Source organism: Streptomyces sp. NBC_01433 (assembly GCF_026340105.1).
In the GTDB taxonomy this organism is placed as follows: Bacteria; Actinomycetota; Actinomycetes; order Streptomycetales; family Streptomycetaceae; genus Streptomyces.
The window spans coordinates 553,905-580,336 of the sequence record NZ_JAPEPM010000001.1 but is presented as its reverse complement, the minus strand read 5'-3'; the positions used below and the strand labels follow the sequence as shown (position 1 = coordinate 580,336).

The 26,432-nt window shown below is 71.1% G+C and carries 20 protein-coding genes and 1 pseudogene; 6 read left to right on the top strand and 15 right to left on the bottom strand.

Features of this window, described 5'->3' with window-relative positions; translation table 11 throughout:
* Positions 1 to 6 precede the first annotated feature (6 nt).
* The 3 genes from pyk to pta all read right to left on the bottom strand — a co-directional run bounded on the left by pyk (position 7) and on the right by pta (position 4,882).
* Positions 7 to 1,437, bottom strand: a complete 1,431-nt coding sequence (gene pyk / locus OG413_RS02425; protein WP_266802742.1) for a pyruvate kinase — start codon at positions 1,435 to 1,437, stop codon at positions 7 to 9.
* A 74-nt stretch (positions 1,438 to 1,511) separates the two neighbouring features.
* A complete protein-coding gene (locus OG413_RS02420) occupies positions 1,512 to 2,804 on the bottom strand; it encodes an acetate kinase (protein ID WP_266802740.1) in 1,293 nt (430 codons plus the stop codon).
* A gap of 5 nt (positions 2,805 to 2,809) precedes the next feature.
* Positions 2,810 to 4,882 carry a phosphate acetyltransferase gene (gene pta, locus OG413_RS02415; protein WP_266802738.1) on the bottom strand — a complete coding sequence of 691 codons (2,073 nt, stop codon included), beginning with the start codon at positions 4,880 to 4,882 and terminating at the stop codon, positions 2,810 to 2,812.
* Between the two features lie 377 nt (positions 4,883 to 5,259).
* Here pta and OG413_RS02410 point away from each other — a divergent pair, with 377 nt between their 5' ends.
* Positions 5,260 to 6,285, top strand: a complete 1,026-nt coding sequence (locus tag OG413_RS02410) for an ATP-dependent 6-phosphofructokinase (protein WP_266802736.1) — start codon at positions 5,260 to 5,262, stop codon at positions 6,283 to 6,285.
* Positions 6,286 to 6,522: 237 nt separating this feature from the next.
* Here the strand turns inward: OG413_RS02410 and OG413_RS02405 are convergent, their stop codons facing one another.
* The 6 genes from OG413_RS02405 to OG413_RS02380 form a co-directional block, all read right to left on the bottom strand.
* Positions 6,523 to 7,146, bottom strand: coding sequence for a helix-turn-helix transcriptional regulator (locus OG413_RS02405; RefSeq protein ID WP_266802734.1), 624 nt, complete (start codon positions 7,144 to 7,146; stop codon positions 6,523 to 6,525).
* A 201-nt stretch (positions 7,147 to 7,347) separates the two neighbouring features.
* The gene (locus OG413_RS02400; protein WP_266802732.1) at positions 7,348 to 8,175 is read right to left on the bottom strand and encodes a carbohydrate ABC transporter permease; all 828 of its coding nucleotides are present in this window, start codon (positions 8,173 to 8,175) and stop codon (positions 7,348 to 7,350) included.
* Positions 8,175 to 9,059, bottom strand: a complete 885-nt coding sequence (locus OG413_RS02395) for a carbohydrate ABC transporter permease (RefSeq protein WP_266809833.1) — start codon at positions 9,057 to 9,059, stop codon at positions 8,175 to 8,177. The genes OG413_RS02400 and OG413_RS02395 overlap by 1 nt, the downstream gene beginning before the upstream one ends.
* A gap of 83 nt (positions 9,060 to 9,142) precedes the next feature.
* Positions 9,143 to 10,504 carry an extracellular solute-binding protein gene (locus OG413_RS02390; protein WP_266802730.1) on the bottom strand — a complete coding sequence of 454 codons (1,362 nt, stop codon included), beginning with the start codon at positions 10,502 to 10,504 and terminating at the stop codon, positions 9,143 to 9,145.
* A gap of 110 nt (positions 10,505 to 10,614) precedes the next feature.
* Positions 10,615 to 11,289, bottom strand: a complete 675-nt coding sequence (locus OG413_RS02385; protein WP_266802728.1) for a response regulator — start codon at positions 11,287 to 11,289, stop codon at positions 10,615 to 10,617.
* Complete coding sequence (locus tag OG413_RS02380; RefSeq protein ID WP_266802726.1) at positions 11,286 to 13,019, bottom strand: ATP-binding protein; 1,734 nt, start codon at positions 13,017 to 13,019, stop codon at positions 11,286 to 11,288. The genes OG413_RS02385 and OG413_RS02380 overlap by 4 nt, the downstream gene beginning before the upstream one ends.
* A 157-nt stretch (positions 13,020 to 13,176) precedes the next feature.
* Between OG413_RS02380 and OG413_RS02375 the strand changes: the two genes are divergently transcribed.
* Both OG413_RS02375 and OG413_RS02370 read left to right on the top strand, forming a co-directional pair.
* Positions 13,177 to 14,565: a cation:dicarboxylase symporter family transporter gene (locus OG413_RS02375; protein ID WP_266802724.1), complete on the top strand. Its 1,389-nt coding sequence runs from the start codon at positions 13,177 to 13,179 to the stop codon at positions 14,563 to 14,565.
* 174 nt (positions 14,566 to 14,739) lie between these two features.
* The gene (locus tag OG413_RS02370) at positions 14,740 to 16,038 is read left to right on the top strand and encodes a peptidase (RefSeq protein ID WP_266802722.1); all 1,299 of its coding nucleotides are present in this window, start codon (positions 14,740 to 14,742) and stop codon (positions 16,036 to 16,038) included.
* A 110-nt stretch (positions 16,039 to 16,148) separates the two neighbouring features.
* On the opposite strand, the gene OG413_RS02365 is transcribed toward OG413_RS02370, so the two are convergent.
* From OG413_RS02365 to OG413_RS02355, 3 genes and pseudogenes are all read right to left on the bottom strand, one after another.
* Entirely contained in the window at positions 16,149 to 16,775 is a 627-nt protein-coding gene (locus tag OG413_RS02365; RefSeq protein WP_266802721.1) for an isochorismatase family protein, read from the bottom strand.
* Positions 16,776 to 16,887: 112 nt separating this feature from the next.
* Positions 16,888 to 17,880 carry a GlxA family transcriptional regulator gene (locus OG413_RS02360; protein ID WP_266802719.1) on the bottom strand — a complete coding sequence of 331 codons (993 nt, stop codon included), beginning with the start codon at positions 17,878 to 17,880 and terminating at the stop codon, positions 16,888 to 16,890.
* Between the two features lie 119 nt (positions 17,881 to 17,999).
* Positions 18,000 to 19,461, bottom strand: a pseudogene (locus OG413_RS02355) (family 16 glycosylhydrolase).
* Between the two features lie 192 nt (positions 19,462 to 19,653).
* Here OG413_RS02355 and OG413_RS02350 point away from each other — a divergent pair.
* Together OG413_RS02350 and trxA are read left to right on the top strand one after the other, a co-directional pair.
* Complete coding sequence (locus OG413_RS02350) at positions 19,654 to 20,058, top strand: MerR family transcriptional regulator (RefSeq protein ID WP_266802717.1); 405 nt, start codon at positions 19,654 to 19,656, stop codon at positions 20,056 to 20,058.
* A gap of 3 nt (positions 20,059 to 20,061) precedes the next feature.
* Positions 20,062 to 20,403 (top strand): thioredoxin, encoded by a 342-nt coding sequence (gene trxA, locus OG413_RS02345; protein ID WP_266802715.1) that lies wholly within the window; start codon positions 20,062 to 20,064, stop codon positions 20,401 to 20,403.
* Here trxA and OG413_RS02340 read toward each other — a convergent pair.
* The gene (locus OG413_RS02340) at positions 20,397 to 21,302 is read right to left on the bottom strand and encodes a TIGR04222 domain-containing membrane protein (RefSeq protein WP_266802713.1); all 906 of its coding nucleotides are present in this window, start codon (positions 21,300 to 21,302) and stop codon (positions 20,397 to 20,399) included. The two genes, trxA and OG413_RS02340, sit on opposite strands and share 7 nt — an antisense overlap.
* A gap of 97 nt (positions 21,303 to 21,399) precedes the next feature.
* Here OG413_RS02340 and OG413_RS02335 point away from each other — a divergent pair, with 97 nt between their 5' ends.
* The gene (locus OG413_RS02335) at positions 21,400 to 22,278 is read left to right on the top strand and encodes an NAD(P)-binding domain-containing protein (RefSeq protein ID WP_323137795.1); all 879 of its coding nucleotides are present in this window, start codon (positions 21,400 to 21,402) and stop codon (positions 22,276 to 22,278) included.
* A 66-nt stretch (positions 22,279 to 22,344) separates the two neighbouring features.
* On the opposite strand, the gene glgB is transcribed toward OG413_RS02335, so the two are convergent.
* Positions 22,345 to 24,732: a 1,4-alpha-glucan branching enzyme gene (gene glgB, locus OG413_RS02330; RefSeq protein ID WP_266802711.1), complete on the bottom strand. Its 2,388-nt coding sequence runs from the start codon at positions 24,730 to 24,732 to the stop codon at positions 22,345 to 22,347.
* Positions 24,733 to 24,829: 97 nt separating this feature from the next.
* Positions 24,830 to 26,410, bottom strand: coding sequence for a phosphotransferase (locus OG413_RS02325; RefSeq protein WP_266802709.1), 1,581 nt, complete (start codon positions 26,408 to 26,410; stop codon positions 24,830 to 24,832).
* Positions 26,411 to 26,432 lie beyond the last annotated feature (22 nt).

The following is a 26,432-nucleotide window of genomic DNA, read 5'->3' as shown; positions in this document are numbered from 1 at the left end:
GGCGGGCTAGTCGCGCTCGCCGCCGCCCAGGTGGTGGACCCGGACCATGTTGGTGGTGCCGGGGATGCCGGGGGGCGAGCCGGCCGTGATGACCATCGTGTCGCCGTGGTTGTAGCGGTTCAGCTTCAGCAGCTCCGCGTCGACCAGCTCGACCATGGCGTCGGTGTTGTCCACGTGCGGCACGACGTGCGCCTCGACGCCCCAGCTCAGCGAGAGCTGGTTGCGGGTGGACTCGTCCGTGGTGAAGGCGAGGATCGGCTGCGCGACGCGGTAGCGGGAGAGGCGGCGGGCCGTGTCACCGGACTTGGTGAAGGCGACCAGAGCCTTGCCGTCCAGGAAGTCCGCGATCTCGCAGGCCGCGCGGGCCACCGAACCGCCCTGGGTGCGGGGCTTCTTGCCCGGCACCAGCGGCTGGAGGCCCTTGGAGAGCAGTTCCTCCTCGGCGGCGACGACGATCTTCGACATCGTCTTGACCGTCTCGATGGGATAGGCGCCCACGGACGACTCGGCGGAGAGCATGACCGCGTCCGCGCCGTCCAGGATCGCGTTGGCGACATCGGACGCCTCGGCGCGGGTCGGCCGCGAGTTGGTGATCATCGACTCCATCATCTGGGTCGCCACGATCACCGGCTTGGCGTTGCGGCGGCACAGCTCGACGAGGCGCTTCTGCACCATCGGGACCTTTTCGAGCGGGTACTCGACGGCCAGGTCACCACGGGCCACCATCACACCGTCGAACGCCATGACGACGCCCTCCATGTGCTCGACGGCCTGCGGCTTCTCCACCTTGGCGATGACGGGGACCCGGCGGCCCTCCTCGTCCATCACCTTGTGGACGTCCTTGACGTCCTCGGCGTCCCGCACGAAGGACAGCGCCACCAGGTCGCAGCCCATCCGCAGCGCGAAGCGCAGGTCCTCGATGTCCTTCTCGGACAGGGCCGGGACGTTCACCGCCGCGCCGGGCAGGTTGATGCCCTTGTGGTCGGAGATGACACCGCCCTCGATGACGATGGTCCGGACCCGGGGGCCCTCGACCGAGATGACCTTGAGTTCGACGTTGCCGTCGTTGATCAGGATCGGGTCGCCCTTGGTGACGTCGCCGGGCAGACCCTTGTAGGTCGTGCCGCAGATCGACTTGTCTCCGGGGACGTCCTCGGAGGTGATGGTGAACTCGTCCCCGCGGACCAGCTCGACGGGGCCCTCGGCGAACTTCGCCAGGCGGATCTTCGGGCCCTGGAGGTCGGCGAGCACGCCCACCGCGCGGCCGGTCTCGGCGGCGGCCTTGCGCACCCGGTCGTAACGACCCTGGTGCTCCTCGTGGGTGCCGTGACTGAAGTTGAAGCGGGCCACGCTCATGCCGGCCTCGATCAGAGCGACGAGCTGCTCATGCGAGTCGACGGCGGGACCGAGGGTACAGACGATTTTGGAACGGCGCATGAGGCGGATCCTATCGGTTTGTTTCACTACGGAATATTCCGTCTGGTGGAAGATACAAAGGGGCGCGGGGGTGCTCAGTTGTCGACCTGTCCGACGGTGGTGCCGGCCTGTCCGACGGTGGCCTGCCCGATGAGCGCGAAGGTCTGGTCCGCGATCTCCAGCTCCTCGTCCGTCGGCACCACGGCGACCGCCACCCGCGCGTAATCCGGCGAGATCAGCCGCGGTTCGCCGGACCGCACGGCGTTCAGACCGGCGTCCACCGCCAGGCCCAGCTCCGCGAGACCGGCGACGGCAGCCTCCCGTACCGGCGCCGAGTTCTCGCCGACCCCCGCCGTGAACACCACCGCGTCCACCCGCCCGAGGACCGCCGAATAGGCGCCGATGTACTTCTTCAGACGGTGGATGTAGATGTCGAAGGCCAGGGCGGCCCGCTCGTCGCCCTCGTCGACCCGGCGGCGGATCTCCCGCATGTCGTTGTCGCCGCACAGCCCGACCAGACCGCTCTTCTTGTTGAGCAGCACATCGATCTCGTCCGCCGACATGCCCGCCACCCGCTTGAGGTGGAACGTGACGGCCGGATCGATGTCTCCGGAGCGCGTACCCATCACCAGCCCCTCCAAGGGTGTCAGCCCCATGGAAGTGTCCACGCACCGCCCGCCCGCCACCGCGGAGGCCGAGGCGCCGTTGCCCAGGTGCAGCACGATGAGGTTGAGCTCCTCCGGCGGACGCCCCAGCAGCTCCGCCGTACGCCGGGAGACATACGCGTGCGACGTGCCGTGGAACCCGTAGCGGCGGATGCGGTGCGCGTCGGCGGTCTCGACGTCGATCGCGTACCGCGCCGCGTACTCCGGCATCGTCGTGTGGAACGCCGTGTCGAAGACCGCGACCTGCGGCAGGTCGGGGCGCAGCGCCCGCGCCGTACGGATACCGGTGATGTTCGCCGGGTTGTGCAGCGGCGCCACCGGCACCAGACGCTCGATCTCGGTCAGCACCTCGTCGGTGATCACCGTCGGCTCGGTGAACCGCAGCCCGCCGTGCACCACCCGGTGGCCGATCGCCGCGAGTTCGGGGGAGTCCAGACCGAGACCGTCCGCCGTCAGCTCCTCGGCCGCCGCCTTCAGCGCCGCCTCGTGGTCGGCGATCGGGCCGACGCGCTCACGGGGCTCCGCGCCGCCGCTCAGCGGGGTGTGCACGAGGCGGGAGTTGGCCTCGCCGATCCGCTCGACCAGGCCGACCGCGAGCCGGGAGTGGTCGCGCATGTCGAGGAGCTGGTACTTCACCGACGAGGAGCCGGAGTTGAGGACGAGTACGCGATGGGGTTCCACAGGGGCCGGACCTTCGTCGATGGGGGTGGTCGTACGGGACATGCCGTTCACTCCTCGCCCTGCGCCTGGATCGCCGTGATGGCCACGGTATTGACGATGTCCTGCACGAGCGCGCCGCGCGACAGGTCGTTGACCGGCTTGCGCAGCCCCTGGAGCACCGGGCCGACGGCGACCGCGCCCGCCGAGCGCTGCACGGCCTTGTAGGTGTTGTTGCCGGTGTTCAGGTCCGGGAAGATCAGCACGGTCGCCTGCCCCGCCACCTCGGAGCCGGGCAGCTTCGTCGCCGCGACGGACGGCTCGACGGCAGCGTCGTACTGGATCGGGCCCTCGATGCTCAGATCCGGCCGGGACGCGCGCACCCGCTCCGTCGCCTCGCGCACCTTGTCGACGTCCGCGCCCGAGCCGGAGGTGCCCGTCGAGTACGACAGCATCGCGATCCGCGGCTCCACCCCGAACCGGGCGGCCGTCACCGCGGACTGCACGGCGATGTCCGCGAGCTGCTCCGCGTCCGGGTCCGGATTGACCGCGCAGTCGCCGTACACGAGCACCTTGTCGGCCAGGCACATGAAGAAGACCGAGGAGACGATCGAGGCGTCCGGCTTCGTCTTGATGATCTCGAAGGCCGGGCGGATCGTCGCCGCGGTCGAGTGCACCGAACCGGAGACCATCCCGTCCGCCAGGCCCTCCTGGACCATCAGGGTGCCGAAGTAGTTCACGTCGGAGACCACGTCGTACGCGAGTTCCACCGTCACTCCGCGGTGCGCGCGCAGCTCGGCGTACCGCTCCGCGAAGCTCTGGCGCAGTTCGGAGGTCTGCGGGTCGATCAGCTGCGTCCCGGCGAGATCGATGCCGAGGTCCGCGGCCTTCTTGCGGATCACGTCGACGTCGCCGAGGAGGGTCAGATCGCAGACGTCGCGGCGCAGCAGCACATCGGCGGCGCGCAGCACGCGCTCCTCGGTGCCCTCGGGCAGCACCACCCGGCGCCGGTTCGAACGGGCCTGCTCCAGCAGTTCGTGCTCGAACATCATCGGCGTGACCCGGCCGCTGCGAGCCACCGAGATCCGCTCCAGCAGGGTGCCGGTGTCCACATGGCGCTCGAAGAGGCCGAGCGCGGTCTCCGCCTTGCGGGGCGTCGCCGCGTTCAACTTGCCCTCCAGCGTGAAGAGTTCCGTGGCCGTGGGGAAGGAGCCGCCGGCCACCGAGACGACCGGGGTGCCCGGTGCGAGCCGGGAGGCCAGGGTGAGTATCTCCTCGCCGGGGCGCTCGTTCAGGGTCAGCAGCACGCCCGCTATCGGCGGGGTGCCCGCACTGTGCGCGGCCAGCGATCCCACGACCAGATCGGCCCGGTCGCCGGGGGTGACGACGAGGCAGCCCGGGGTCAGCGCGTTCAGCAGGTTCGGCAGCATCGCGCCGCCGAACACGAAGTGCAGCGCGTCCCTGGCCAGGCCCGCGTCGTCGCCGAGCAGCACCGTGCCGTCCAGCGCCGCGGTGACCTGGGCGACGGTGGGCGCCGAGAGCGCCGGGTCGTCGGGCAGCACCGAGACGGGGACGGGCAGCCGGGCCGCGAGCCGCTCGGCGATGATCTCGCGGTCCTCGGACGCCACCCGGTTCACCACCATCGACAGGACGTCGCAGCCGAGCCCGGCGTACGCGCGGTAGGCGTTACGCGTCTCGGCCCGCACGGACTCCGCGGTCTGGCCCTTGCCGCCGACGACCGCGATCACCGAGGCGCCGAACTCGTTGGCCAGCCGGGCGTTGAGCGCCAGCTCGTCGGGCAGCTGGGTGTCGGCGAAGTCGCTGCCGAGCACCAGGACCACCTCGTACTCCCGGGCCACCTGATGGAAGCGCTCGACGAGCCGGGAGACCAGTTCGTCGGTACCCTGCTCCGCCTGTATCGCCGAGGCCTCGTGGTAGTCCAGGCCGTAGACACTGGCAGGGCTCTGGGAGAGCCGGTAGCGGGCCCGCAGCAGCTCGAAGAGCCGGTCCGGGCCGTCATGGACCAGCGGCCGGAAGACACCGACCCGGTCCACCTGGCGCGTCAGAAGCTCCATGACTCCCAGGTCGACGACCTGACGGCCGTCCCCCCGGTCGATCCCCGTCACGTACACGCTGCGCGCCACGCGTGCTCTCCCGTCCTGATTGGGTGGATTTGGCTGGCATTGCTTTTCGACGATACCCGCGCGGACAGCTGAGCCGCCCGCCGGAGTGACCCATCTCCGGGCCGGGCCGTGCCCGCGACGTTCCGCCCGGCCCGGGGTCCGGCGAAGGGGCAGGTCCGAGGTCCTTCGCCCGCTGCCCGGGACCGGGACCCAAGCCTCCCGGCGGCAGGACCTCCGGCCCGCCGCGTCGCGGACCTTCGCCCCCGGTTCTCCCGCCGGACCGGCCAAAAGCGCGAGGTCCGGACCAGGCGTGGGACAATCGACACGGCTCACGGTACGGGGGATTCTTCGGCTGGCCCCCGAACAGCGCGGCACTAGCGAGCAGGAGACACAGCACGATGCGCATCGGAATTCTCACCGCAGGCGGCGACTGCCCTGGCCTGAACGCAGTGATCCGGTCGGTCGTGCACCGCGCCGTCGTGGGTCACGGCGATGAAGTCATCGGATTCGAGGACGGGTTCAAGGGACTGCTCGACGGTCACTTCCGCCCACTGGACCTCAACGCGGTCAGCGGCATCCTGGCCCGCGGCGGCACGATCCTCGGCTCGGCCCGGCTGGAGCGCGACCGGCTGCGCGAAGCCGCCGAGAACTGCGACGAGCTGAGCCGCCGGTACGGCATAGACGCTCTCATCCCGATCGGCGGCGAGGGCACGCTCACCGCCGCCCGGATGCTCTCCGACGCGGGCATGCCGGTCGTCGGCGTACCGAAGACCATCGACAACGACATCTCCGCCACCGACCGCACTTTCGGTTTCGACACCGCGGTGGGCGTCGCCACCGAGGCCATAGACCGCCTCAAGACCACCGCCGAATCGCATCAGCGGGTCATGGTCGTCGAGGTGATGGGCCGGCACGCGGGCTGGATCGCGCTGGAGTCCGGGATGGCGGGCGGTGCGCACGGCATCTGTCTGCCCGAGCGGCCGTTCCAGGTCGACGACCTGGTCAAAATGGTCGAGGAGCGCTTCGCACGCGGCAAGAAGTTCGCCGTCATCTGCGTCGCCGAGGGCGCGCACCCGGCCGAGGGCTCGATGCCGTACGCCAAGGGTGCGATCGACCAGTTCGGCCACGAGCGCTTCCAGGGCATCGGCAACCGTCTCGCCGTCGAGCTGGAGACCCGGCTCGGCAAGGAGGCCCGACCGGTCATTCTCGGCCATGTCCAGCGTGGCGGCACGCCGACCGCGTACGACCGGGTGCTCGCGACCCGGTTCGGCTGGAACGCGGTGGAGGCCGCCCACCGCGGCGATTTCGGCCGCATGACCGCCCTGCGCGGAAACGCGATCGTCATGGTGCCGCTCGCCGACGCGGTCACCCGGCTGAAGACCGTGCCCGATGACCGGATGTACGAGGCCGAGTCGGTGTTCTGACCCGCTCACGGCCCGCTTACCGGGCCCGCTCACGGCCCGCTTCTCCACCGAGCGAGCCCGGCCCCGGGCGCATCTGCGGCCCTGACTGTCCCGCCCCGTGGACGGTCGGGGCCGCTTACCGTTCCCCCTCCGGTATGTGCCGCGGCCTGATCCCCTTCGCCGCCCTCATCCGAGCCGACCCGGCGGGGCCGCTCCGTGACGGTGACTGCGGCCCGCGCCCGCGCCCGCACCGGCCACCTACACGCCCACCGTCCGCCAGAACTGGTCGATGATCCGCGACAGGAACGCCCGCCCCGCGTCCCCGGTGGACCCGGACCGCTCCTCACCGGTGCTGCTCCAGCTCAGCGTCGACACCATCAGCGCCTGGTAGTCGGCGTGCAGCTGCTCCAGCACGTCCTGGACCAGGCGCCGCTCCAGCGGGACGATCTTGGACACCGGGCGCACGTACGCCTGCCAGCGCGTCGTCACGGCACTGGTCAGCAGCTCCGCCAGTTCCTCGTTGCGGCCGGTCGCCGTGAGGAACTGCGCGGGCGACAGATTCAGCGCCTCGCGCAGCGCGGCGGACTGCCGTTCGTTGCCCCGCCAGCGCCCCGACTCCTCCATCCGCAGATACGAGGACCCGGTCATCCCGAGCTGCCGGGCCAGATCGTCCACCGTGAGGTTCCGGGTCATCCGGTGCTCCCGCAACGTGGAAGCCGTCGCCAGCAGTTCGCCCGGCGCGCACCACAGCACCCCGGCGAGTGCCGTGAGCTCCCGTTCGTCCGGGGCGGCGGTCCCGCGTTCCCAGGCCATCACCGTCTCGGGGCTGACGCGGAGACCGTACTGGGCGGCGAGACCGTAGGCGACATGACCGGGTGCCATCCCCAGAGCCTCGCGAAGTCGGCGCGCGGCGGGGGCGTGAAACGGCGGGGTGGGGTGCACGGCCCCACCGTAGAAGTCGGAAACGGGCCTGGCTACGGTACGTTCCGCCCAGAACATGCTTCGTAGGAAACTCCTAGGGCGAAACGGGGCCAATCCGAGGCGGCCGACGCCCGTGCCGCCCGCCGTCCTCCGTGGCCTCCATCACCCCTTGACCGCACCTCCCAGCGCGAATCCGCCGCCCAGCCGGCGCGAGATCAGGACGTACAGCAGCAGTACGGGAGTGGAGTACAGGATCGAGAACGCCGCCAGCTGTCCGTAGATCACCGAGCCGTAGTTGCCGAAGAACGTGAAGATCGAGACGGACGCGGGCAACTGCTCGGGGGAGAGCAGCAGCATGAAGGGGACGAAGAAGTTCCCCCACAGCATGATGAAGGTGTAGATCGTCACCACTCCCACGCCCGGTCCCATGATCGGCAGCACCACCCGCAGCAGGGTCTGCGTCATGGACGCCCCGTCCGTCCAGGCCGCCTCCTCCAGGACCTTCGGCACGCCGTCCATGAAGTTCTTCATCAGCCAGATGGCGAAAGGCAGTTGGGACGTGGCGAGGAACAGTGCCGTGCCGTGCATCGTGTCGATCAGGTCCACCCGCACGAAGAGCCCGTACACCGGCACCATGATCGCGGTGATCGGCAGACACGTCGTGAACAGGATCGTCAGCAGGAACGGGCGGTTGAAGCGCGAGCGGTAGCGGGAGAGCGGATACGCGGCGAGTGCCGCGCACACCACCGTCAGCAGGGTCGCGCCGCCGCACAGCAGCAGACTGTTGAGCATCGGGGTGAAGGTGATCTCGTCGGTGAGCACCGCGTCGAAGTTGTCCAGGGTCGGGGACGTCGGCGGACGCACCCGCAGATTCGCCTCGCTGTCCACCGAGGCGAACAGCAGCCACAGCAGCGGCAGCGCGAACGACGCGCCCACCAGCAGCAGTGCCGCGTCGGCCGCCAGCCGGGCCCGGGTGCGGCGGGTCACCATCACACCTCCATCCTCATCAGGCGCAGGTAGACCACCGAGAACAGCGCCCCGACCAGGAGAAGCAGCAGGGCCACCGCCGTCCCGTAGCCGATCAGGCTGTTGACGAACGCCTGGTCGTACATGAACACCGGGAGGGTCTGGCTGCGGTTGCCGGGACCGCCCCGGGTCATGGCCCAGATCAGCCCGAAGACGGAGAGCGTGGAGAGGGTGTTCAGCATCAGATTGGTGCCGATGGAACGGCGGATCATCGGCAGCGTGACATGCCACAGCCTGCGCGGCCCGCTCGCCCCGTCGACCTCGGCGGCCTCCTTGATGTCCTGCGGGATCTCCGACAGCGCCGCCGAGTAGATCAGCATCGAGAACGCCGTACCGCGCCACACGTTCGCGAACGACACCGCGAGGATCGGCAGGGTGAACAGCCAGTTCTGGGAAGGCAGATGGAGCCAGTCCAGGATCACGTTCAAGGTGCCCTCGCGGCGGAAGAACGCGTACAGCAGGAAAGCCGCCACGATCTCCGGCAGCACCCAGGACGTGATGACGACCGCGCCCGCCACCGTACGGACCGGGCGCGACGCGGCCCGCATCAGCCCGGCCAGCGCCAGGCCCAGGGTGTTCTGGCCGACGATCGAGGACAGGAAGGTGAAGACGAGGGTCAGTACGACGGCGTTGCGGAAGTCGCCGTCGGCGAAGGCCCGGCGGAAGTTGTCGAGGCCGACGAAGGACGAGCCGGACGCCCCGGTGAGCTGGGTGTCGGTGAACGCGATCCAGACGCAGTAGCCGATGGGCCCGGCGAGGAAGAGCAGCAGCAGGGCGACGGCGGGGGTGACCGGCAGCCAACGAGCCACCCGCGCACGCCCCTTCCCGGCCGCGACCCCGCCCCCGATGCCCTTCGAAGTCCCGACGCCTCTCGAAGTCCCGGCACCCTTCGAAGTCCCGGCTCCAGCCCTCGCCCCGGCCCCCGCCCCGCTCACCCGCCGACGACCGCGTCGCCGACGATCGTCCTCAGCTGCTCGTCGTACTCCTTCGCCGCCGACTCGGGCGACCCGTCACCCGTCGTCACCTTCTCCATCGCCTCGCCGATGGCCGTCGACACCTGCGGATAGACGGGCAGCGCCGGACGGTAGTGCGTGTGGTCCACGAGTGCCGTGAAGAACGCGATGCCCGGCATGGACCTCAGATACGCCGGGTCCCGCGCCACGTCCTCCCGCACGGCGATCTGCGCACCCACCACATCCCAGGTGGCCGCGTTGCGGGCGGTCTGTAGCGTCTTGATGAACTCCCAGGCCAGATCGGGGTTCTTCGCCTTCCGCGGGATGGACCAGGCCCAGCCGCCGGACATCGACACCTTCCCGGGCGCCTGGCCGTTCTGCGTCGGCATCGGGGTCTGGCCGAGCGTCGTCTCCCACTCCGGCCAGGCCCTCGGCCCGCCGTTGATCCAGTTCTGGCCCATCCAGGAACCGTCCAGCGAGATCGCGAGCTTCCCCTCGGGCAACAGCTCGGTGGCCACCTTGGTGCCGATGTTCGGGTCCAGCGCGTCCGAGGGGTCCGGGCCGAGCTTCTCCCCGTACACGGTCTCCACGAAGCCGAGCGCGTCCTTGAATCCCTGGCCGCCCGCCACCCACTTCTTCGCCGTGGCGTCGTAGAGCGGGTCCGCGCCCGTCCCGTACAGCAGCATCTCGAAGCCCTGCATCACCGCCGCCTCACCGGGACCCTTGCCGGTGTACACGTTCAGCGGGATGACGCCGGGGACCTTCTTCTTCACGGTGCGCGCCGCGTCCAGGAGCTCGTCCCAGTCCATCGGCCGCCAGTCGGCCGGCAGACCCGCCTTCGCGAAGATCTCCTTGTTGAACCAGAGGCCGCGGGTGTCGGTGCCGTCGGGGACGCCGTACGTTCTGCCGTCCTCCGCCTTCGCCGCCGTCTTCGCGGTGTCCACGAACCGGTCCCAGGTGTCCCACTTCGCCAGATACGGATCCAGCGGGCGCAGATACCCGGCCTTGATGTCGGAGTTGATCCGGAACGTGTCCTCGTAGACCAGGTCCGGGGCCGTCTTCGGCGAGCGCATCATCTGCTGCGCCTTGGTGGCGTAGTCGTTGTCCGGCGCCTGGATCGGCACCAGCTTGACCTTCTTGCCGGGGTGCTCCTTCTCGAACTGCTCCTTGACGGACTGGAAATGCTTGTCCTTGAAGCGGATCTTGTTGTCCGTGGAGCGGTTGTACGCGACCTTCACGGTGTCCGGGTCACTGTCGGAACCGGAGGAGCAGGCGGTGAGCGAACCGGCGGCGAGCACGGTGGCTGCGGCGGCGAGGATCAGTGGGGCGGTGGGGCGCACGGGCACGACCTCCTCATGGCCACGAGGGCTGACCGTGACCGTAGGTCCGGCCCGACGAGGAGGTCAATGCCCGTGCGGCAAGCGCTTGTTGTGCACCGGGGCCCGTGGTGTCAGCGGCCGTGCGCCAGCCACCGGTAGTGCAGCTCCGGGCGCCCCACCTGACCGTAGTGCGGACGCCGTGCGGCGCTGCCCACCGTCACCAGATGCTCCAGGTAACGGCGCGCGGTGATCCGCGAGATCCCCAGCTCCTCCCCGGCTGCCGCCGCGGTCACCCCGTCCGGGGCCGTCCGCAGCACCCGGGTCACCGCCTCCAGCGTCGGACCGCTCAGCCCCTTGGGCAGCGAGGCGGGATGCGCGACGCGCAGTGCCCCCAGGGCCCGGTCCACCTCCTCCTGCCCGCTCGCCTCACCGGCCGCCGCCCGGAACTCCGCGTACCGCACCAGCCGGTCCCGCAGCGTGGGATACGTGAACGGCTTCAGCACGTACTGCACCACCCCGAGCGACACCCCTTCCCGGACCACCGCGAGATCGCGCGCCGACGTCACGGCGATCACATCGGCCCCGTGACCGGCCGCCCGCAGCGCCCGCAGCAGTTGCAGCCCGTGCCCGTCGGGCAGATACAGATCCAGCAGCAGCAGATCCACCGGCGTACGGTCCAGCGCCCGCACCGCCTCCGCCCGCGTGTGCGCCACGGCGGCCACCTCGAAACCCGGCACCCGGCCCACGTACAGCTGATGGGCGTCGGCGGCCACCGGATCGTCCTCCACCACCAGTACCCGGATCATGCGGTGCCCTCCTTCGCCGTACGGTCCCCGAGGGGCAGCCGGACCGTGAACCGGGCGCCGCCGTCCGGCCCCCGGTCCAGCTCGACCGTGCCGCCGTTGCGGTGCGCGGCCTGCCGCACCAGCGCGAGCCCGAGCCCGCGTCCGGTGCCGTGCGTCGACCAGCCGCGCCGGAACACATCGGCCGCGTCGTCCGGGCCGATGCCCGCCCCGGTGTCGGCGACCCGCAGCAGGAGCAGGCCGTCCACGGCGAGGGCGGTCACGGTGACCCGGGCGCGGGACGAGCCGCGCTGAGCGGGCACGGGTACGGGGACGGGGACGGGCGTGGAGCCGGTGTCCGTGCCGGTGCCGGGTACGGAGCGGGCGCCGTGACCCGAGCCCGCGCCGCGGTCCGGTGCGCCGCTCGCCGCCTCCGACGCCGCCTCGACCGCGTTGTCGATCAGATTGCCCAGGATCGTCACGAGATCGCGCTGAGCCGGTCCGTCCGGCAGCGCCCCGTCGTCGATCAGGCTGTCGTCCGCCAGCACCAGCTCCACACCCCGCTCGTTCGCCTGCGCCGCCTTGCCCAGGAGCAGCGCCGCCAGCACGGGTTCCGCGACCGCGCCCACGACCCGGTCGGTCAGCTCCTGCGCCAGCTCCAGTTCGGCCGTCGCGAAACCCACCGCCTCCTCCACCCGCCCCAGCTCGATCAGTGACACCACCGTGTGCAGCCGGTTCGCCGCCTCGTGCGCCTGGGAACGCAGCGCCTGCGTGAAGCCGCGCTCCGAGTCCAGCTCGCCCGACAGCGCCTGCAACTCGGTGTGGTCCCGCAGCGTCACCACGGTGCCGCGCCGCTCCCCGCCCACCACCGGGCGGGTGTTGACCACGATCACCCGGTCCGCCGTCAGATGGAGCTCGTCGACCCGTGCGTCGGAGTCCAGCAGCGCCCCGGTCAGCGGGGCGGGCAGCGCCAGCTCGTCGACCGTCCGCCCGACCGCCCCCGGCGCCAGGCCCAGCAGCTCCCGGCCCGCGTCGTTGATCAGCGCGATCCGGCGCCGCCCGTCCAGCATCAGCAGCCCCTCGCGCACCGCGTGCAGTGTGGCCTGGTGGTAGTCGTGGAGCCGGCTCAGCTCGGCGGCGTTCATGCCGTGCGTGTGCCGTCGCAGCCGTGCGTTGACCACGTACGTACCGAGCCCGCCGAGCGCCAGCGCACCGCCCGCCGCGAGGCCGAGCGCGCCCAGCTGATCGCGTACCTGGGTGGAGACCCGCTCCACGGTGATGCCCGCGCTGACCAGGCCGGTGATCCTCCCCCCGTCCCGGACCGGTGTCACCACCCGTATCGAGGGGCCGAGCGTGCCGGTGTACGTCTCCGTGAACGTCTCGCCGCGCAGCGCCTGCGCGGTGTGCCCCAGGAAGGTGTCGCCGATCAGCCCGGAGTCCGGATGCGTCCAGCGCACCCCGTCCGGGTCCATGATCGTGACGAAGGCGATCCCGGTGTCCCGGCGCACCTGTTCCGCGTACGGCTGGAGTACGGCGGACGGGTCCGGGGTACGGATGGCCTCCCGTACGGAGGGGGAACCGGCCACCGCGAGAGCGGCCGCCCGCGCCTGCCGCGTCGCGGTCTCCTCGGCCTGCGCGCTCCCGGAGACGTACGCGAAGAACGCGCACCCGGCGACCACGGCGGCCACCAGCACGACCTGCATGGCGAAGAGCTGGCCGGCCAGGCTGCGGGGGCGGGTACGGGGGAGGCGCATGGCCCCAGTCTGCCTGCCCCGGCCGACCGGTCCACCGATGGCCGGAAAGCGCCTGTGAACGATATGAACGCAAGGGTGACCGGGGTCACAGGGAGGTGGATAGTCACCGGAGCCCCCAGGGACGGGGAGCGACCACGACCGAGCCGAGGAGGCCCCCGTGGCAGTGTCAGCCGCTCAGCGGGACCGAACCCATTATCTGTACATCGCCGTGATCGGTGCCGTGGTTCTCGGCGTTCTCGTGGGCTTCGTGGCCCCCGGGGTCGCCGTGGAGCTGAAGCCCATCGGAACCGGCTTCGTGAACCTGATCAAGATGATGATCTCGCCGATCATCTTCTGCACGATCGTGCTCGGCGTCGGTTCCGTCCGCAAGGCCGCCAAGGTCGGTGCCGTCGGCGGGCTCGCACTCGGTTACTTCCTGGTCATGTCGACCGTCGCCCTCGCGATCGGCCTGGTCGTCGGCAACATCCTGGAGCCCGGCTCGGGCCTCCACCTCACCGAGGCGGCCCGCGCCGCCGGTGAGAAGCAGGCGGCGGGCGCCAGCGAGTCGACCGTGGACTTCCTGCTCGGCATCATCCCGACCACCATGGTCTCCGCCTTCACCGCGGGCGAAGTGCTCCAGACCCTGCTCGTCGCGCTCCTCGCGGGCTTCGCGCTCCAGGCCATGGGCGCGGCCGGTGAACCGGTCCTGCGCGGCATCGGCCACATCCAGCGCCTCGTCTTCCGCATCCTCGCCATGATCATGTGGGCGGCCCCCGTCGGAGCGTTCGGAGCGATGGCGGCGGTGGTCGGCGAGACCGGCCTGGACGCGCTGAAGTCCCTCGCGATCATCATGATCGGCTTCTACGTCACCTGCGCGCTGTTCGTCTTCGTGGTGCTCGGCACGATCCTGCGGCTGGTCGCCGGGGTCAACCTGATCTCGCTGCTGAAGTACCTGGGACGCGAGTTCCTGCTGATCCTGTCCACCTCCTCCTCCGAGTCGGCGCTGCCGCGGCTGATCGCGAAGATGGAGCACCTGGGGGTCAGCAAGCCGGTCGTCGGCATCACCGTGCCGACCGGCTACTCCTTCAACCTCGACGGCACCGCGATCTACCTCACGATGTCCTCCCTGTTCATCGCCAACGCGATGGGGGACCCGCTGAGCGCGAGCGAGCAGATCTCGCTCCTGGTCTTCATGGTGATCGCCTCGAAGGGCGCGGCGGGCGTCACGGGCGCCGGTCTCGCCACCCTCGCGGGCGGCCTCCAGTCGCACCGCCCCGATCTGGTCGACGGCGTCGGCCTGATCGTCGGCATCGACCGCTTCATGAGCGAGGCCCGCGCCCTGACGAACTTCGCGGGCAACGCGGTCGCCACGGTCCTGGTCGGCACCTGGACCAAGGAGATCGACAAGGACCGCGTCGACCGGGTCCTCTCCGGCAAGGTCCCCTTCGACGAGAGGACGCTCGTCGACGACCACGCCCCGGCCGGCACCGCCGACAGCGCCGACAGCGGGCAGGCGGCGGACGTCCCGGAGCCGCGCGAGGACGACAAGCTGCAGGCGAAGGTCTGACGCTCCGGAACAAGGACGTTCCCGGACCATCGACGCACCCGGACCGGGGCGGCCGAGCCATCAACGGCTCGGCCGCCCCGGTCCGTTGCTGAACCGCGGTACAACCCCGAGGGGACGGCGGGTGTCTTCCGTACAGGCAACGAGTTCCGTCGCGCGTCACACAGAGGACCCCATATGAACCAGACCCAGACCGGCCGTCGCATCCTCCGCGGGGGAGTCGGTTCGCTCGCGGCCGTCGCGCTGATCGGGCTGGGCGCCACACCGGCGCTCGCCGACGAGGGGGAGCCCGACCTCGGGATCGGGAATCTCGCCCGGATCACCGGAGCCGAGCCCGGCAACGGCTTCGGCATGCCGTTCTCGGTGCTGAACAAGGGGACCGAGGAGGTGGCGAAGGTCTGGGTGTCCTACGCCGTGTCGCCGGGGCTCCGCGCCGCCGACTCGTACTCCAACTGCCTCTACGGGACCGCTTCCTCCCACGATGAGAACCCGGACTCGCACTACGCGATCTGCGCCATCGACCAGCCGCTGAAGCCCGGCGTCGTCTACGTTCCCGAGCGGCCGGTCGGGCTCAAGGCGCTGGACTCCGCGCTGTACGACGACGTCTACATGACGGTGAGGGGCACCGAGCCGTCCCGCTCCGGCGACGACGGGGGGGCCGACCCCGTACCGGGCACGGGCGCCCCGCTGAAACTGGTGGAGAAGGGCCCGGCCGACGAGGCCGAACGCAAGAAGCACTCCGAGGGCTACGCGGTGGTCGACGTCACCTCGGACAACACCGCCGACTACGCGCTGTCCGGGGCGAAGGTCACCGGCAAGGTGGGCGACAAGGTCACCGCCGAGGTGAAGTTCACCAACAAGGGACCGGGCTGGGTCTACCTCGAACAGGGCCAGGGAGCCGCGACCGTCGACATCCGGATACCGGCCGGGACGTCGGTGGTGAAGCCGCACGGCTTCTGCCACAAGGTCACCGCGTCGCACTACCGGTGCGGGACTTCGCAGTCCTGGGTCGACGAGAACGGCGGCGAGTCGTACACCTTCGTGCTCCGGATCGACAAGGCCGTGAAGAAGGCGGTGGGCAAGGTGTCGTTCACCGGGAAGGCCCGGCCCTTCGACAAGAACGCGGCCAATGACACCGCCGAGATCGTGATCACCGCCGCTTCGGGCGGTACCACTGGCGGTACGAGCGGCGGCTCGGGCGGTTCGGCCGGTTCGGGTTCCGGCGGCTCGGGTGGCTCGGGCGGTTCGTCCTCCACCGGTGGCTCGGGCGCCGGCGGCGGTACGGGATCCTCGACCGGGTCGTCCGGCGGCTCCGCCTCCACCGGCGGCACGGGCTCGCAGACGACGTCGGGCGGCGGCCTGGCGTCGACCGGGTCGGACTCCACGGTGCCGATGATCGGCGCGGCGGCGGCGGCCGTGGCCGCGGGCGGCGGGATCTTCTACGCGATGCGCAGGCGGACCGGGGTGCGGAAGTAGCCCCCGTACCCCCACCCCCACCCCCTACCCCGTGCCCCACGCTTCCGGAGCCGCGGCGCCGCCGCCGGGCGGCAGGGTGTCGGCCCTGCCGCCCGGCGGCGGGTCCCGTTTCAGGCGGGGAGGGCGTCGACGGTGGGGATGACGGTGCCGAACAGGTCGGTGATCGCGGTGAGGGCAGCCGTCTGAAGGGCGGCGGCGGGCAGGACGGTGCCGTCGGGCGCGGCGAGGGCGCGGGTGGCGGTCGTCTCGGCGACGACGGTGGGGCGGTAGCCGAGGTTGAAGGCGCCCTGGGCGGTGTGGTTGACGCACATGTGCGTCATGAAGCCGCCGATGACCAGGTCCTTCCCGCTGCCCGGAGCGGCACCCAGGCCGGTGAGGGTCTCCGCCAGCTCGGTGAGGTGGAAGGCGTTGGGGAACTGCTTGACCACGACCGCCTCGCCGTCCTTCGGCGCGACCTCGTCGCTGAGGGCACCGATGTGGGCGCGGATGTCGTAGGGGCTGTTCCCGCCGCCGTCGTTGATGACGTGGATGACCGGGGTGCCCGCGGCACGGGCGCGCTCCAGCAGGCGGGCACCGGCCGCGAGGGCCTCCTCGGCGCCTTCCAGGAGCATGACGCCGGTGCGGTAGGTGTTCTGGTAGTCGATCAGGACCAGGACGGAGTCGCTCAGCCCGGGAGGCCGGTTGTCGAGGCCGATCACGTCGCGCAGGGTCGTGGAGGGCTGCTGGTTCGTGCTCATGGTGTGCCTTTCTTGGCGGAATGGGGCATGGCGGAATGAGGCATGGCGAAGCTGCCCGCGTCGCATGCGTACGGGCGGTACGGGGTGGGGCGGGCCGGGGGGGTGGAGAAGGTCAGGCGGTCCGGGTACGGAAGCGGCGGCGGTAGGCCGCCGGGGTGGTGGCGAGCTGCCGCTTGAACGCCCGGTGCAGGGTTTCGACCGAGCCGAGCCCGGCGGTGGCCGCGACCTGTTCGAGCGGGCAGTCGGTGGTCTCCAGCAGGCGCCGGGCCGCCTCGACCCGGGCGGCCTCGACATAGGCGGCCGGGCCCGCGCCGGTCTCCTGCTTGAACACGCGGGCGAAGTGCCGCTCGCTCAGGCGCATATGGGCCGCCAGGGCCTCCGCGGACAGGTCCTCGTCGAGGTGCTCGGCGATCCACAGGCACAGCTCGTCGATGTCTCGGCGGGAGGTGGCGGGCCGGCTGAGCGGGACGGAGAACTGGCTCTGGCCGCCCTGCCGTCTGAGGTACATCACCAGCTGCCGCGCCACCGCCAGGGCGACGTCCTCCCCCTGGTCCTCGGCCACCAGGGCCAGCGCGAGGTCCAGGCAGGCGCTGATCCCGGCGCCGGTCCAGATCCGCCCCCGGTCGGTCCGCACGAAGATCGGGTCCGGGTCGACGGTGACGGCCGGGTGGTCGGCGGCGAGCTGGGCGGCGGTCGACCAGTGGGTGGTCGCCGTCCTCCCGTCGAGGAGCCCGGCCGCGGCGAGCAGGTGCGCGCCCACACACACGGAGGCCACCCGCCGGGCGTGCGGTGCGGTGTCCTTCACCCAGGCCACGACGTCCTTGTCGATGCGGGCGGTGGGGCCGTCCTCGGTCATGTCGACCGCGCCGGGCACCAGCAGGGTGTCCACCTGGCCGCCGACCTCGGAGAACGACAGGTCGGCCAGCAGCCGCACACCCGCCGAGGTCCGTACCTCGCCCGCGGCGGGCCCCGCCAGGCGGACCTCGTACCCGGCCCGGCCCGCGGTCTCCCGGTTGGCCAGGGCGAAGACCTCGGCCGGGCCGGTGGCGTCGAGGAGATCGACATCGGGGAAGACCGCGATGACGACACGGTGGGGAAGGGGCATGCGTCCATCCTCGCGCCCGCCCACGATGACCGCAATGACGATTTCCTGTCACATCCGGACATGACGGGCCCGGCGCGGACGTCATCGCTGGTCCGGGACCCGTCAGTCGAAGGGACCCGTCAGCCGAAGGGGATGCGGACGAAGGACTGATTGCCGACCCCGACGGTGCTGGAGCCGTTTCCGATGGCGTTCCAGATCTCGACCTTCACCGTGCCGTTCACCAGATCGCCGTGGCTTCCGGTGGCGTACTTCAGGCCCCGGCTCTGGGTGTAGTGCTCGTAGCCGGGTACGGGATCGGTCGGGAAGTAGGCGTACGTCTCCGTACGGTCCCAGGTCCCGTCGCCCGTGCGGTCGTAACTCACCTTCACCTGCTGCCCGTTGGCGATCGCGGTAGCCGCGTCGACGAACAGGTCGAACTGGGTGGACCCACCGTCGTACGTCCTGGTGACGCCGGAGGCGGTGAAGGTCTGCGGGCTGTGCGGGGTGCCGTCATGGTTGGCGCCGCCCGCCGGGGCGAGCGTGACGGCCGACGCGGCGGACTGCGCCGTGCCGAGACCGCCGCCGCTGCGGAGTGCCAGCGTGGACGAGCCGGTGGGCGGGTCGGTCGGGTCCGGGGGATCGGTGGGGCCGCTGCCCCCACGGGTCCAGACGCCGACGTAGTCGATGAGCATCGGGCGGCCGGGGACGGTGTCGGCGGTCGGGGTCTTCCCGGCCAGCGCGTCGGGGAACGCGCCGCCGATCGCCAGGTTGAGCAGGATGAAGTACCCGGCGTGGTCCGTCATGTTCGCCCAGGTGCCGGCGTCCAGCTGGTTCTGGGTGACGGTGTGGAAGAGCTGGTCGTCCACGTACCAGCGCAGGGCGTTCGGGGTGGCCGAGCGGTCCCACTCGAACCGGTACGTGGAACGCCGATTGGCAACTCGCGCTCGGACAGGCCCTGTTGTTGGCGATGCCGCTGGTCTCGTTGCACGGGCCGCCCGGGTTCACCCCGCAGTGAAGCACGCCCCAGACGGAGTTGATCCCGTTGACGTTCTCCATGATGTCGAACTCACCGATGCCCGGCCAGTTCCAGTAGTTGCCCCGGTAGGGCGAGCCGAGTGCCCAGAAGGCGGGCCAGTAGCCGAGCGCCGCGTTTCCGGTGACGTTCGGCATCTGGATGCGGCTCTCGATGCGCAGGGTGCCGCCCGCCGGAGCCTTGAAGTCGGCCCGCTCGGTCTCGACCCGGCCCGAGGTCCAGTTGCCCGCGCCGTCCCGGAGCGGGGTGATCCGGAGGTTGCCGTTGCCGTCGAGGCTGAGGTTGTCGGGGCTGGAGGTGTAGTTCTGGATCTCGCCCGTGCCCCAGTTGCCGGGTCCGCCGGGGTAGGCGTGGCCGGTGTCGATCTGCCAGTTCGCGGCCGAGGGGAGCGAGCGGTCGGCGCCGTTGAAATCGTCGCTCCACTGAAGGTTCCAGCCCGGGGCGGGCGGTACGTCACCCCGCGCGGGCCCGGACCCGAGGACGGTGACCAGCCCCGCGAGTACGAGGCTGGACGCGGTCAGTGCGGCGAGGACGGTGGTGCGTCTGTGGGGGATGCGGCTCGTGCTCAAGGAACACCTCCGGTGAGGTGGTGCTGGTGAGTTCTATGAGAGCGCTCTCAGCTTTTGTAGATGCACGCGGAGGAACCGTCAATGACGTCACGCTTTTAACTTCTTGAATGCACAGAGCAACGGAAACCCCGCAGACGGTGAGGGGTCACCCGTCCTTGCCTTGACGCCCGCGTCAAGGATTACCGTCGGCACATGCGAATCGGTGAGCTGGCCGAGCGGGCCGGGACGACGACGCGGACTCTGCGCTACTACGAGTCACGCGGACTTCTTCAGGCACGGCGCGCGGTGAACGGCTACCGCACGTACGACGAGAGCGATCTGCGGATGCTCCAGCAGATCCGGACCCTTCAGGACTTCGGGTTCGATCTGGAGGAGACCCGGCCGTTCGTCGACTGCCTGCGCGCCGGTCACCCGGCGGGCGACGCCTGCCCCGCCTCGCTCGCCGTCTACCGGCGCAAGCTCGGCGAACTCGACGCGCTCATCGAGCAGCTGCGCACGGTCCGTACGGAGGTCGGCGCACAGCTCGCACGGGCGGAGATCGAAGCGTCCGCCGAGCTGCCCGGCGGTCCGGAACCACGTTGTGAACTGGGAGGATGACAGATGATCCATGCAGAAGGTGTCGCCGAGGTCACCGATGAGACCTTCGACCAGGAGGTACTGGCGGCCGGCCTGCCGGTCCTGGTGGAGTTCACCGCCGACTGGTGCGGCCCCTGCCGCCAGCTCGCCCCGGTGCTGAGCGCGATCGCGCGGGAGGACGCCGACCGGCTCAAGATCGTCCAACTCGACGTCGACCACAACCCGGGCATCACCACGCGGTACGGAGTGCTGTCGATGCCGACCCTGATGGTGTTCCGCGCGGGCGAACCGGTGAAATCGATGGTGGGCGCCCGCCCGAAGCGGAAGCTGCTCCAGGAACTGGAGGACGTGTTCGCGGCTCAGTAGGAGCTGCCGCAGCCGCTGCCCGATCCGCAGCTGTGGTGGGCAGGTCCGTCGGGCAGGCCGCCGTGATCACCGGCTCTGTCGTCGGCGCCCGGACCGGGGTGTCTGTCGTCCTCGCGGTCCAGGGCCTTGCCGAGCTTGATCAGTGTCCGGCCGACCGACGGCAGGCCGGGGTGGGCCCCGTGGTGCGACCGTCCTGCGGGGGGCTCCCCGGGCAGTCCGGTCCGCTCGCCGAAGACCACGGCTCCGAGGTCCGACGCGGCCCATGGGGCGGTCCGCCGTGTCCGGGCGAGGTGGCGGCGTCCCGCCGGGGTCAGCGTTCCCTGTGTGGGACACGCCCAGCGGACGGCCCACCCGCAGGCGGCGAGGGCGAGGAGCGGGCCGGGGTGCGGAAGGCCCTGTACGAGAGCGCACGCCGCCAGAACCACGGTCGCGCACGCCACGCCGACGAGCACCCGTCCCACGAGCCGACGCGCTCGCGCACGCCCGGGGCGCAGCACGAGGCCGTCGCCGACGAGCCGGTCCCCGGTCTCCCGGACGGGGCCGCTGCGCACCGCACGCGCCCGCAGCCGTGCGGGTGCTGTGCCGCCAGGGGCTCCCCACTCCGCGATCACCGCACGCTCCACGGGGGCGTCGCGTCCCTCCGGGGGCGGGGGGAGCCGGAGCCGTCCGTTCTGACGGGTTACCCCATCGCCCTCGCCCCAGACCTCATGGAGCGCCGCTTCCACGACGCGCCGGGGCCCGCCCGCGAGGTACGCCACCTTGTACGGATCGGGATCCCTGACCGGGGCGCGGCCCGAGCGGCTCAGGCGCCGCCCGGAGAACGTCAGCATGAGGGCGCAGAGAGCCACCACGCCCACGCCGTCGGCCGACACGATCGCGGTCCACGCGGCGATACCCACTCGGTGCCCCCCTGAGCTGGATGCTTACCCGAATGTCAGCATCTGACAATCAAGTGCGTTCTATGCAAGGCGTGTTCACCTGGTGACCATGGTTCTCATGACGCATGTGAACAGCTCCCCCGTCACTGTCCTCGGTCTCGGGTCCATGGGCCAGGCCCTGGCCGGTGCCTTCCTGGACGCCGGCCACCCCACCACCGTGTGGAACCGGTCCGCCGACAAGGGTGAGCAGCTCGTGGCACGGGGCGCCGTTCGGGCCGCCTCCGCCGAGGAGGCCGTCCGGGCCGGTGATCTCGTCGTGGTCTGCCTCGTCGACTACGACGCCTCGGACAAGGTCCTCACGCCGCTGGCCGACGCGCTGGCCGGGCGCGTCCTGATCAACCTCAGCTCCGACATCCCGCTGCGCGCGCGGGAGGCCGCCGCCTGGGCGAAGGGGCACTCCCTCGACTACCTGGACGGGGCGGTCATGGTCCCCGTCGGCGTGGTCGGTACGGCGCGGGCGCTGGTCTTCTACGCCGGTGAGCGGGCCGTGTACGACAAGTGCGAGAGCGCGCTCAAGGCGCTCGGGGAGCCCGCCACCTTCCTCGGGGAGGACCACGGTCTCGCCGCCGCCTACGACATGGCGATGCTGGACTTCTTCTACGGCGCCATGGGCGGTCTCGTCCACGCCTTCGCGCTGGCCAGGGCCGAGGGGATCGACGGCGCGGCGCTCGCCCCGTACCTGAACACCATCGCGGGATTCCTCCCGGCCATCGTGGAGCGCACGGGCACCGACGTGCACTCCCGGGTGTACGAGGGCAGCGGGGCCAACCTCGCCATGATGACCGCGAGCGTCGATCACATCCTGCACACCGCGAAGGGGCGGGGTCTGGACACCGGGCAGCTCGTCGCGATCAAGGCCGCCGCCGACCGGGCCATCGCCGCGGGACACGGCCCCGACTCCTGGTCGAGCATCGTCGAGGTGCTCGACGAGCGCTGAACCGCGCTCACGTCAGGGGGCCGCGCCCGCCGCCGCGGCGGTGCGGCCCCCGCGCGGTCCGGTGGATCAGGCGGGCCGGAACCACACCGTCGCCAGCGGCGGCAGCGTCACCGTGATACTCGCCCGCCTGCCGTGCGCGGCCACCGCCGCCGGCTTCAGCGGCTCCTCGTTGCGTACGTCGCCACCGCCGTAGCGGGCCGCGTCCGTGTTCAGCACCTCCACCCAGGCTTCCGCCGCCTCGGGGACGCCGAGGCGGTAGTCGTGCCGCACGGCGGGGGAGAAGTGGGAGACCGCCAGCAGCGGTGAGCCGTCGGCGTCGTACCGCAGGAACGCGAACACGTTGTCCTCGGACGCGCCGCCGTCCACCCAGCTGAACCCCTCCGGCACGGTGTCGCGCTGCCAGAGGGCCGGCAGCGCCCCGTAGACCGCGTTCAGATCGCCGACCAGCGTGCGTACGCCCGTGTGGTCCGGCGACGCCTCGTACGACGGGTCGAGCAGCCACCAGTCGGGGCCGTGCCCCTCGGACCACTCGGCACCCTGGGCGAACTCCTGCCCCATGAAGAGGAGTTGCTTACCGGGGTGCGCCCACATGAAGCCGAGGTACGCCCGGTGGTTGGCCCGCTGCTGCCACCAGTCGCCCGGCATCTTGCTCACCAGTGAGCGCTTCCCGTGCACCACCTCGTCGTGCGAGATCGGCAGGACGTAGTTCTCGCTGTACGCGTACACCATGGAGAAGGTCATCTCGCCGTGGTGGTACTTGCGGTGCACCGGCTCCTTCTCCACGTAACCGAGCGAGTCGTGCATCCAGCCCATGTTCCACTTCAGCCCGAAGCCGAGACCGCCGAAGCCGCCGGGGCCGACATGGTGCGTGGCGCGGGTGACGCCGTCCCAGGCCGTGGACTCCTCGGCGATGGTGACGACTCCGGGATTGCGCCGGTAGACGGTCGCGTTCATCTCCTGGAGGAAGGCGACCGCGTCCAGATTCTCCCGTCCGCCGTGCTCGTTCGGCGACCACTCGCCGTCCTCGCGTGAGTAGTCCAGATAGAGCATCGAGGCGACGGCGTCGACCCGCAGCCCGTCGATGTGGAACTCCTCGCACCAGTAAGTGGCGTTGGAGACAAGGAAGTTACGGACCTCCTTGCGGCCGAAGTCGAACTCCAGCGTCCCCCAGTCCGGATGCGCGGCCCGCGACGGGTCCGAGTGCTCGTACAGCGCGCGCCCGTCGAACTCCGCCAGCGCCCAGTCGTCGCGCGGGAAGTGTGCGGGCACCCAGTCGGCGATCACGCCGATGCCCGCCCCGTGCAGCGCGTCCACCAGGAACCGGAAGTCGTCCGGGGTGCCCATGCGCGAGGTCGGCGCGAAGAAGCCCGTGACCTGGTAGCCCCAGGAGCCGCCGAAGGGGTGCTCGGAGACCGGCATCAGCTCCACATGCGTGAAGCCCAGGTCCTTGACGTACGAAGGAAGCTGCTTCGCCAGCTGACGATAGGTCAGCCCGGGTCGCCAGGACGGCAGATGTACCTCGTAGACCGAGAACGGGGCCTCGTGCACCGGGCGGTCGCCCCGGTGCGCCATCCACTCCGCGTCCTGCCACTCGTGGTGCGACGCGGTGACCACCGAGGCGTTGGCGGGCGGCACCTCCGCGTGGCGGGCCATCGGATCGGCCCGCAGCGTGTGCGAACCGTCGGGCCGGCAGATGTCGAACTTGTACAGGGCGCCCTCGCCGACCGCGGGCACGAACAGCTCCCACACCCCGGTGGAGCCCAGCGAACGCATCGGGAAGCCCGTGCCGTCCCAGTAGTTGAAGTCACCGCTCACCCGCACCCCGCGAGCGTTCGGCGCCCATACGGTGAACCGGGTCCCGGCGGCACCCTGGTGCTCCATGGTCCGCGCACCGAGCGCCGTCCACAGCTCCTCGTGGCGGCCCTCGCCGATCAGGTGCAGATCGAGATCACCGAGCGAGGGCAGGAAGCGGTACGGGTCCTGCACCTCGATCTCGACGTCCTCGTAGGCCACCTGGAGCCGGTACTCGGGTACGGCGGGTACCGGCAGCACCCCGGAGAAGAAGCCGTCGCCGTCCTCGTGCAGTTCGGCCCGCAGCCCCTTGCCGAGCACCGTCACCGAGTGGGCGAACGGGCGCAGTACCCGCACCACCACCCCGCTCCGGGTCAGATGTGCCCCCAGCAGATCATGCGGAGCGTGGTGCTCCCCGGCCAGCAGCCGTCCCCGGTCCCCGCCGTTCAGGGGCGGCGCCGGCTGGACTTTCTGCCCGCCGCTCCTACGGGGGCGGGGCGGGGCGGCCGCGGCGTCGGTGGCGATCACGGGGGGTGCGGTCACGGAGGCAACGGCCGGTGCGGTGATCTCGGTGGGCACCGGCTGCTGGACGGGTGGGACCTCGACGCCATCGGACGTCTTGCGGGAACGGGACGGATTGCGGGACGGCTTGCGGGCGGTCACAGGGACTGCCTCCTCGAAGGGTGTCAGGGAAAGCGCGGGGTGGGGGAGGGGGAAGGGACAGAGGGGGGAGGGGGGAGGGGAAGGGCGGAGAAGGCGCTCAGACCGTGGTCGCCGTGGCCAGGCGGTGGATGGCGGCCATCGGCACCGGCAGCCAGTCGGGGCGGTGCCGTGCCTCGTACAGCACCTCGTACACCGCCTTGTCGGTCTCGTGGGCGCGCAGCAGCTCCGGTTCGCCGCGCGGGTCGGCGCCCGCGGCCTCCGCGTAGCCCTCGCAGTACGCGGCACGGCAGCGGGCCGCCCACTCCGCGTTCCATGGGTGGTGGGAGCGGGCCGCGTAGTCGAAGGAGCGGAGCATGCCCGCGACATCGCGTACCGGTGGCTGCGGGCGGCGGCGCTCCGGAAGGGGGCGGGACGGCTCGCCCTCGAAGTCGATCAGTGACCAGAAACCGTCGTCGGAGCAGAGCGTCTGGCCGAGGTGGAGATCGCCGTGAATCCGCTGCGCGGCCCAGTCGTGGCCCCTGTGCCCGAGGGCCGCGACGGCGTCGAACGCGGTGCGCAGCCCGGGGACGTACGGCACGAGTGCCGGGACGGCCTGGGCGGCGGCCTCCAGTCGCTGGGTCATCCCGGCGACGAGGTGCCGGGTCTGCGAGCCGCCCAGCGCGGGCGTCGGCAGGGCGGCGGCGAGCGCGGTGTGCACCTCGGCGGTGGCCCGGCCCAGTGCCCGTGCCTGGGGGAGGAAGTCACGGCCCTCGGCCAGCGCGCCCAGGGCGAGCTGCCAGCCGTCCCGGGCGCCGTGCAGGAAGGGCTGGAGCACACCGAGGGTGAGCGCCTCGGGGACGGTGGCCTCGAACCAGGCGACCGGGGCCGGGACCCGTCCGCACCCCTCGCGGGTGAGCGCGAGCGGCAGCTCCAGATCCGGGTTCGTGCCGGGGAAGACCCGGCGGAAGATCTTGAGGATGTACGCGTCGCCGTAGACGAGCGAGGAGTTGGACTGCTCGGTGTCCAGCACCCGGGGGGTGAGCCCCGGCGGGATCGGCGAGGTCCGGTCGAAGCGGAGGGGGCCCAGCACCCCCGGGCAGCGGAATCGTTCCAGCAGCAGGCCGGCCAGCCGCGGGTCGTGCAGTCCGTCGTACACGGTGCGCCCGGCCAGCGGCCCGTGTGCCACCCGGCCGATCAGGGCGGATGCGAGCCGGGGCGGCAGGGATGTCCGTACTCCGAGGAGGAGTTGGTAGCAGTCGTCGGCCGCGCGGGCGGACAGGGCCGGCTGCTGGACCCGGACGAGCAGATGGAGCAGACCCGGCCCGCTGCCGCCGCCGTCCACCGGCAGCATCTCGGTCGCCGAGACGAGGGAGAAGCCGGTGACCGGCTGCCCCTTGCCGGCGAACCACCTTTGCCGGGGCAGCCATTCACGGAGCAGGGGAACGAGTGACGGAAGCAGCGCCCCGCTCGCGGCCCCGCTCGTCGCGAGGCTCTCCGCCGGACCGTTCGTCGTGGAGCCGCTGTCCGGCGCGTTCGTCGTGGAGCTTTCCGCCGGACCGCTCTTCGTGGAGTCGTTTCCCGGCGCGCCGTTCTCCGGCCCGCCGTCCTTCGTTCCGCTGTCCCTCGTCGCGCTGTTCTTCGTGGCCCTGTTCTTCGTGCTCTTCGCCAGGGCGGCGTGAGGGGATGCAGTCTCCGACATGGCATCGCGTCCTTTCCCCGGG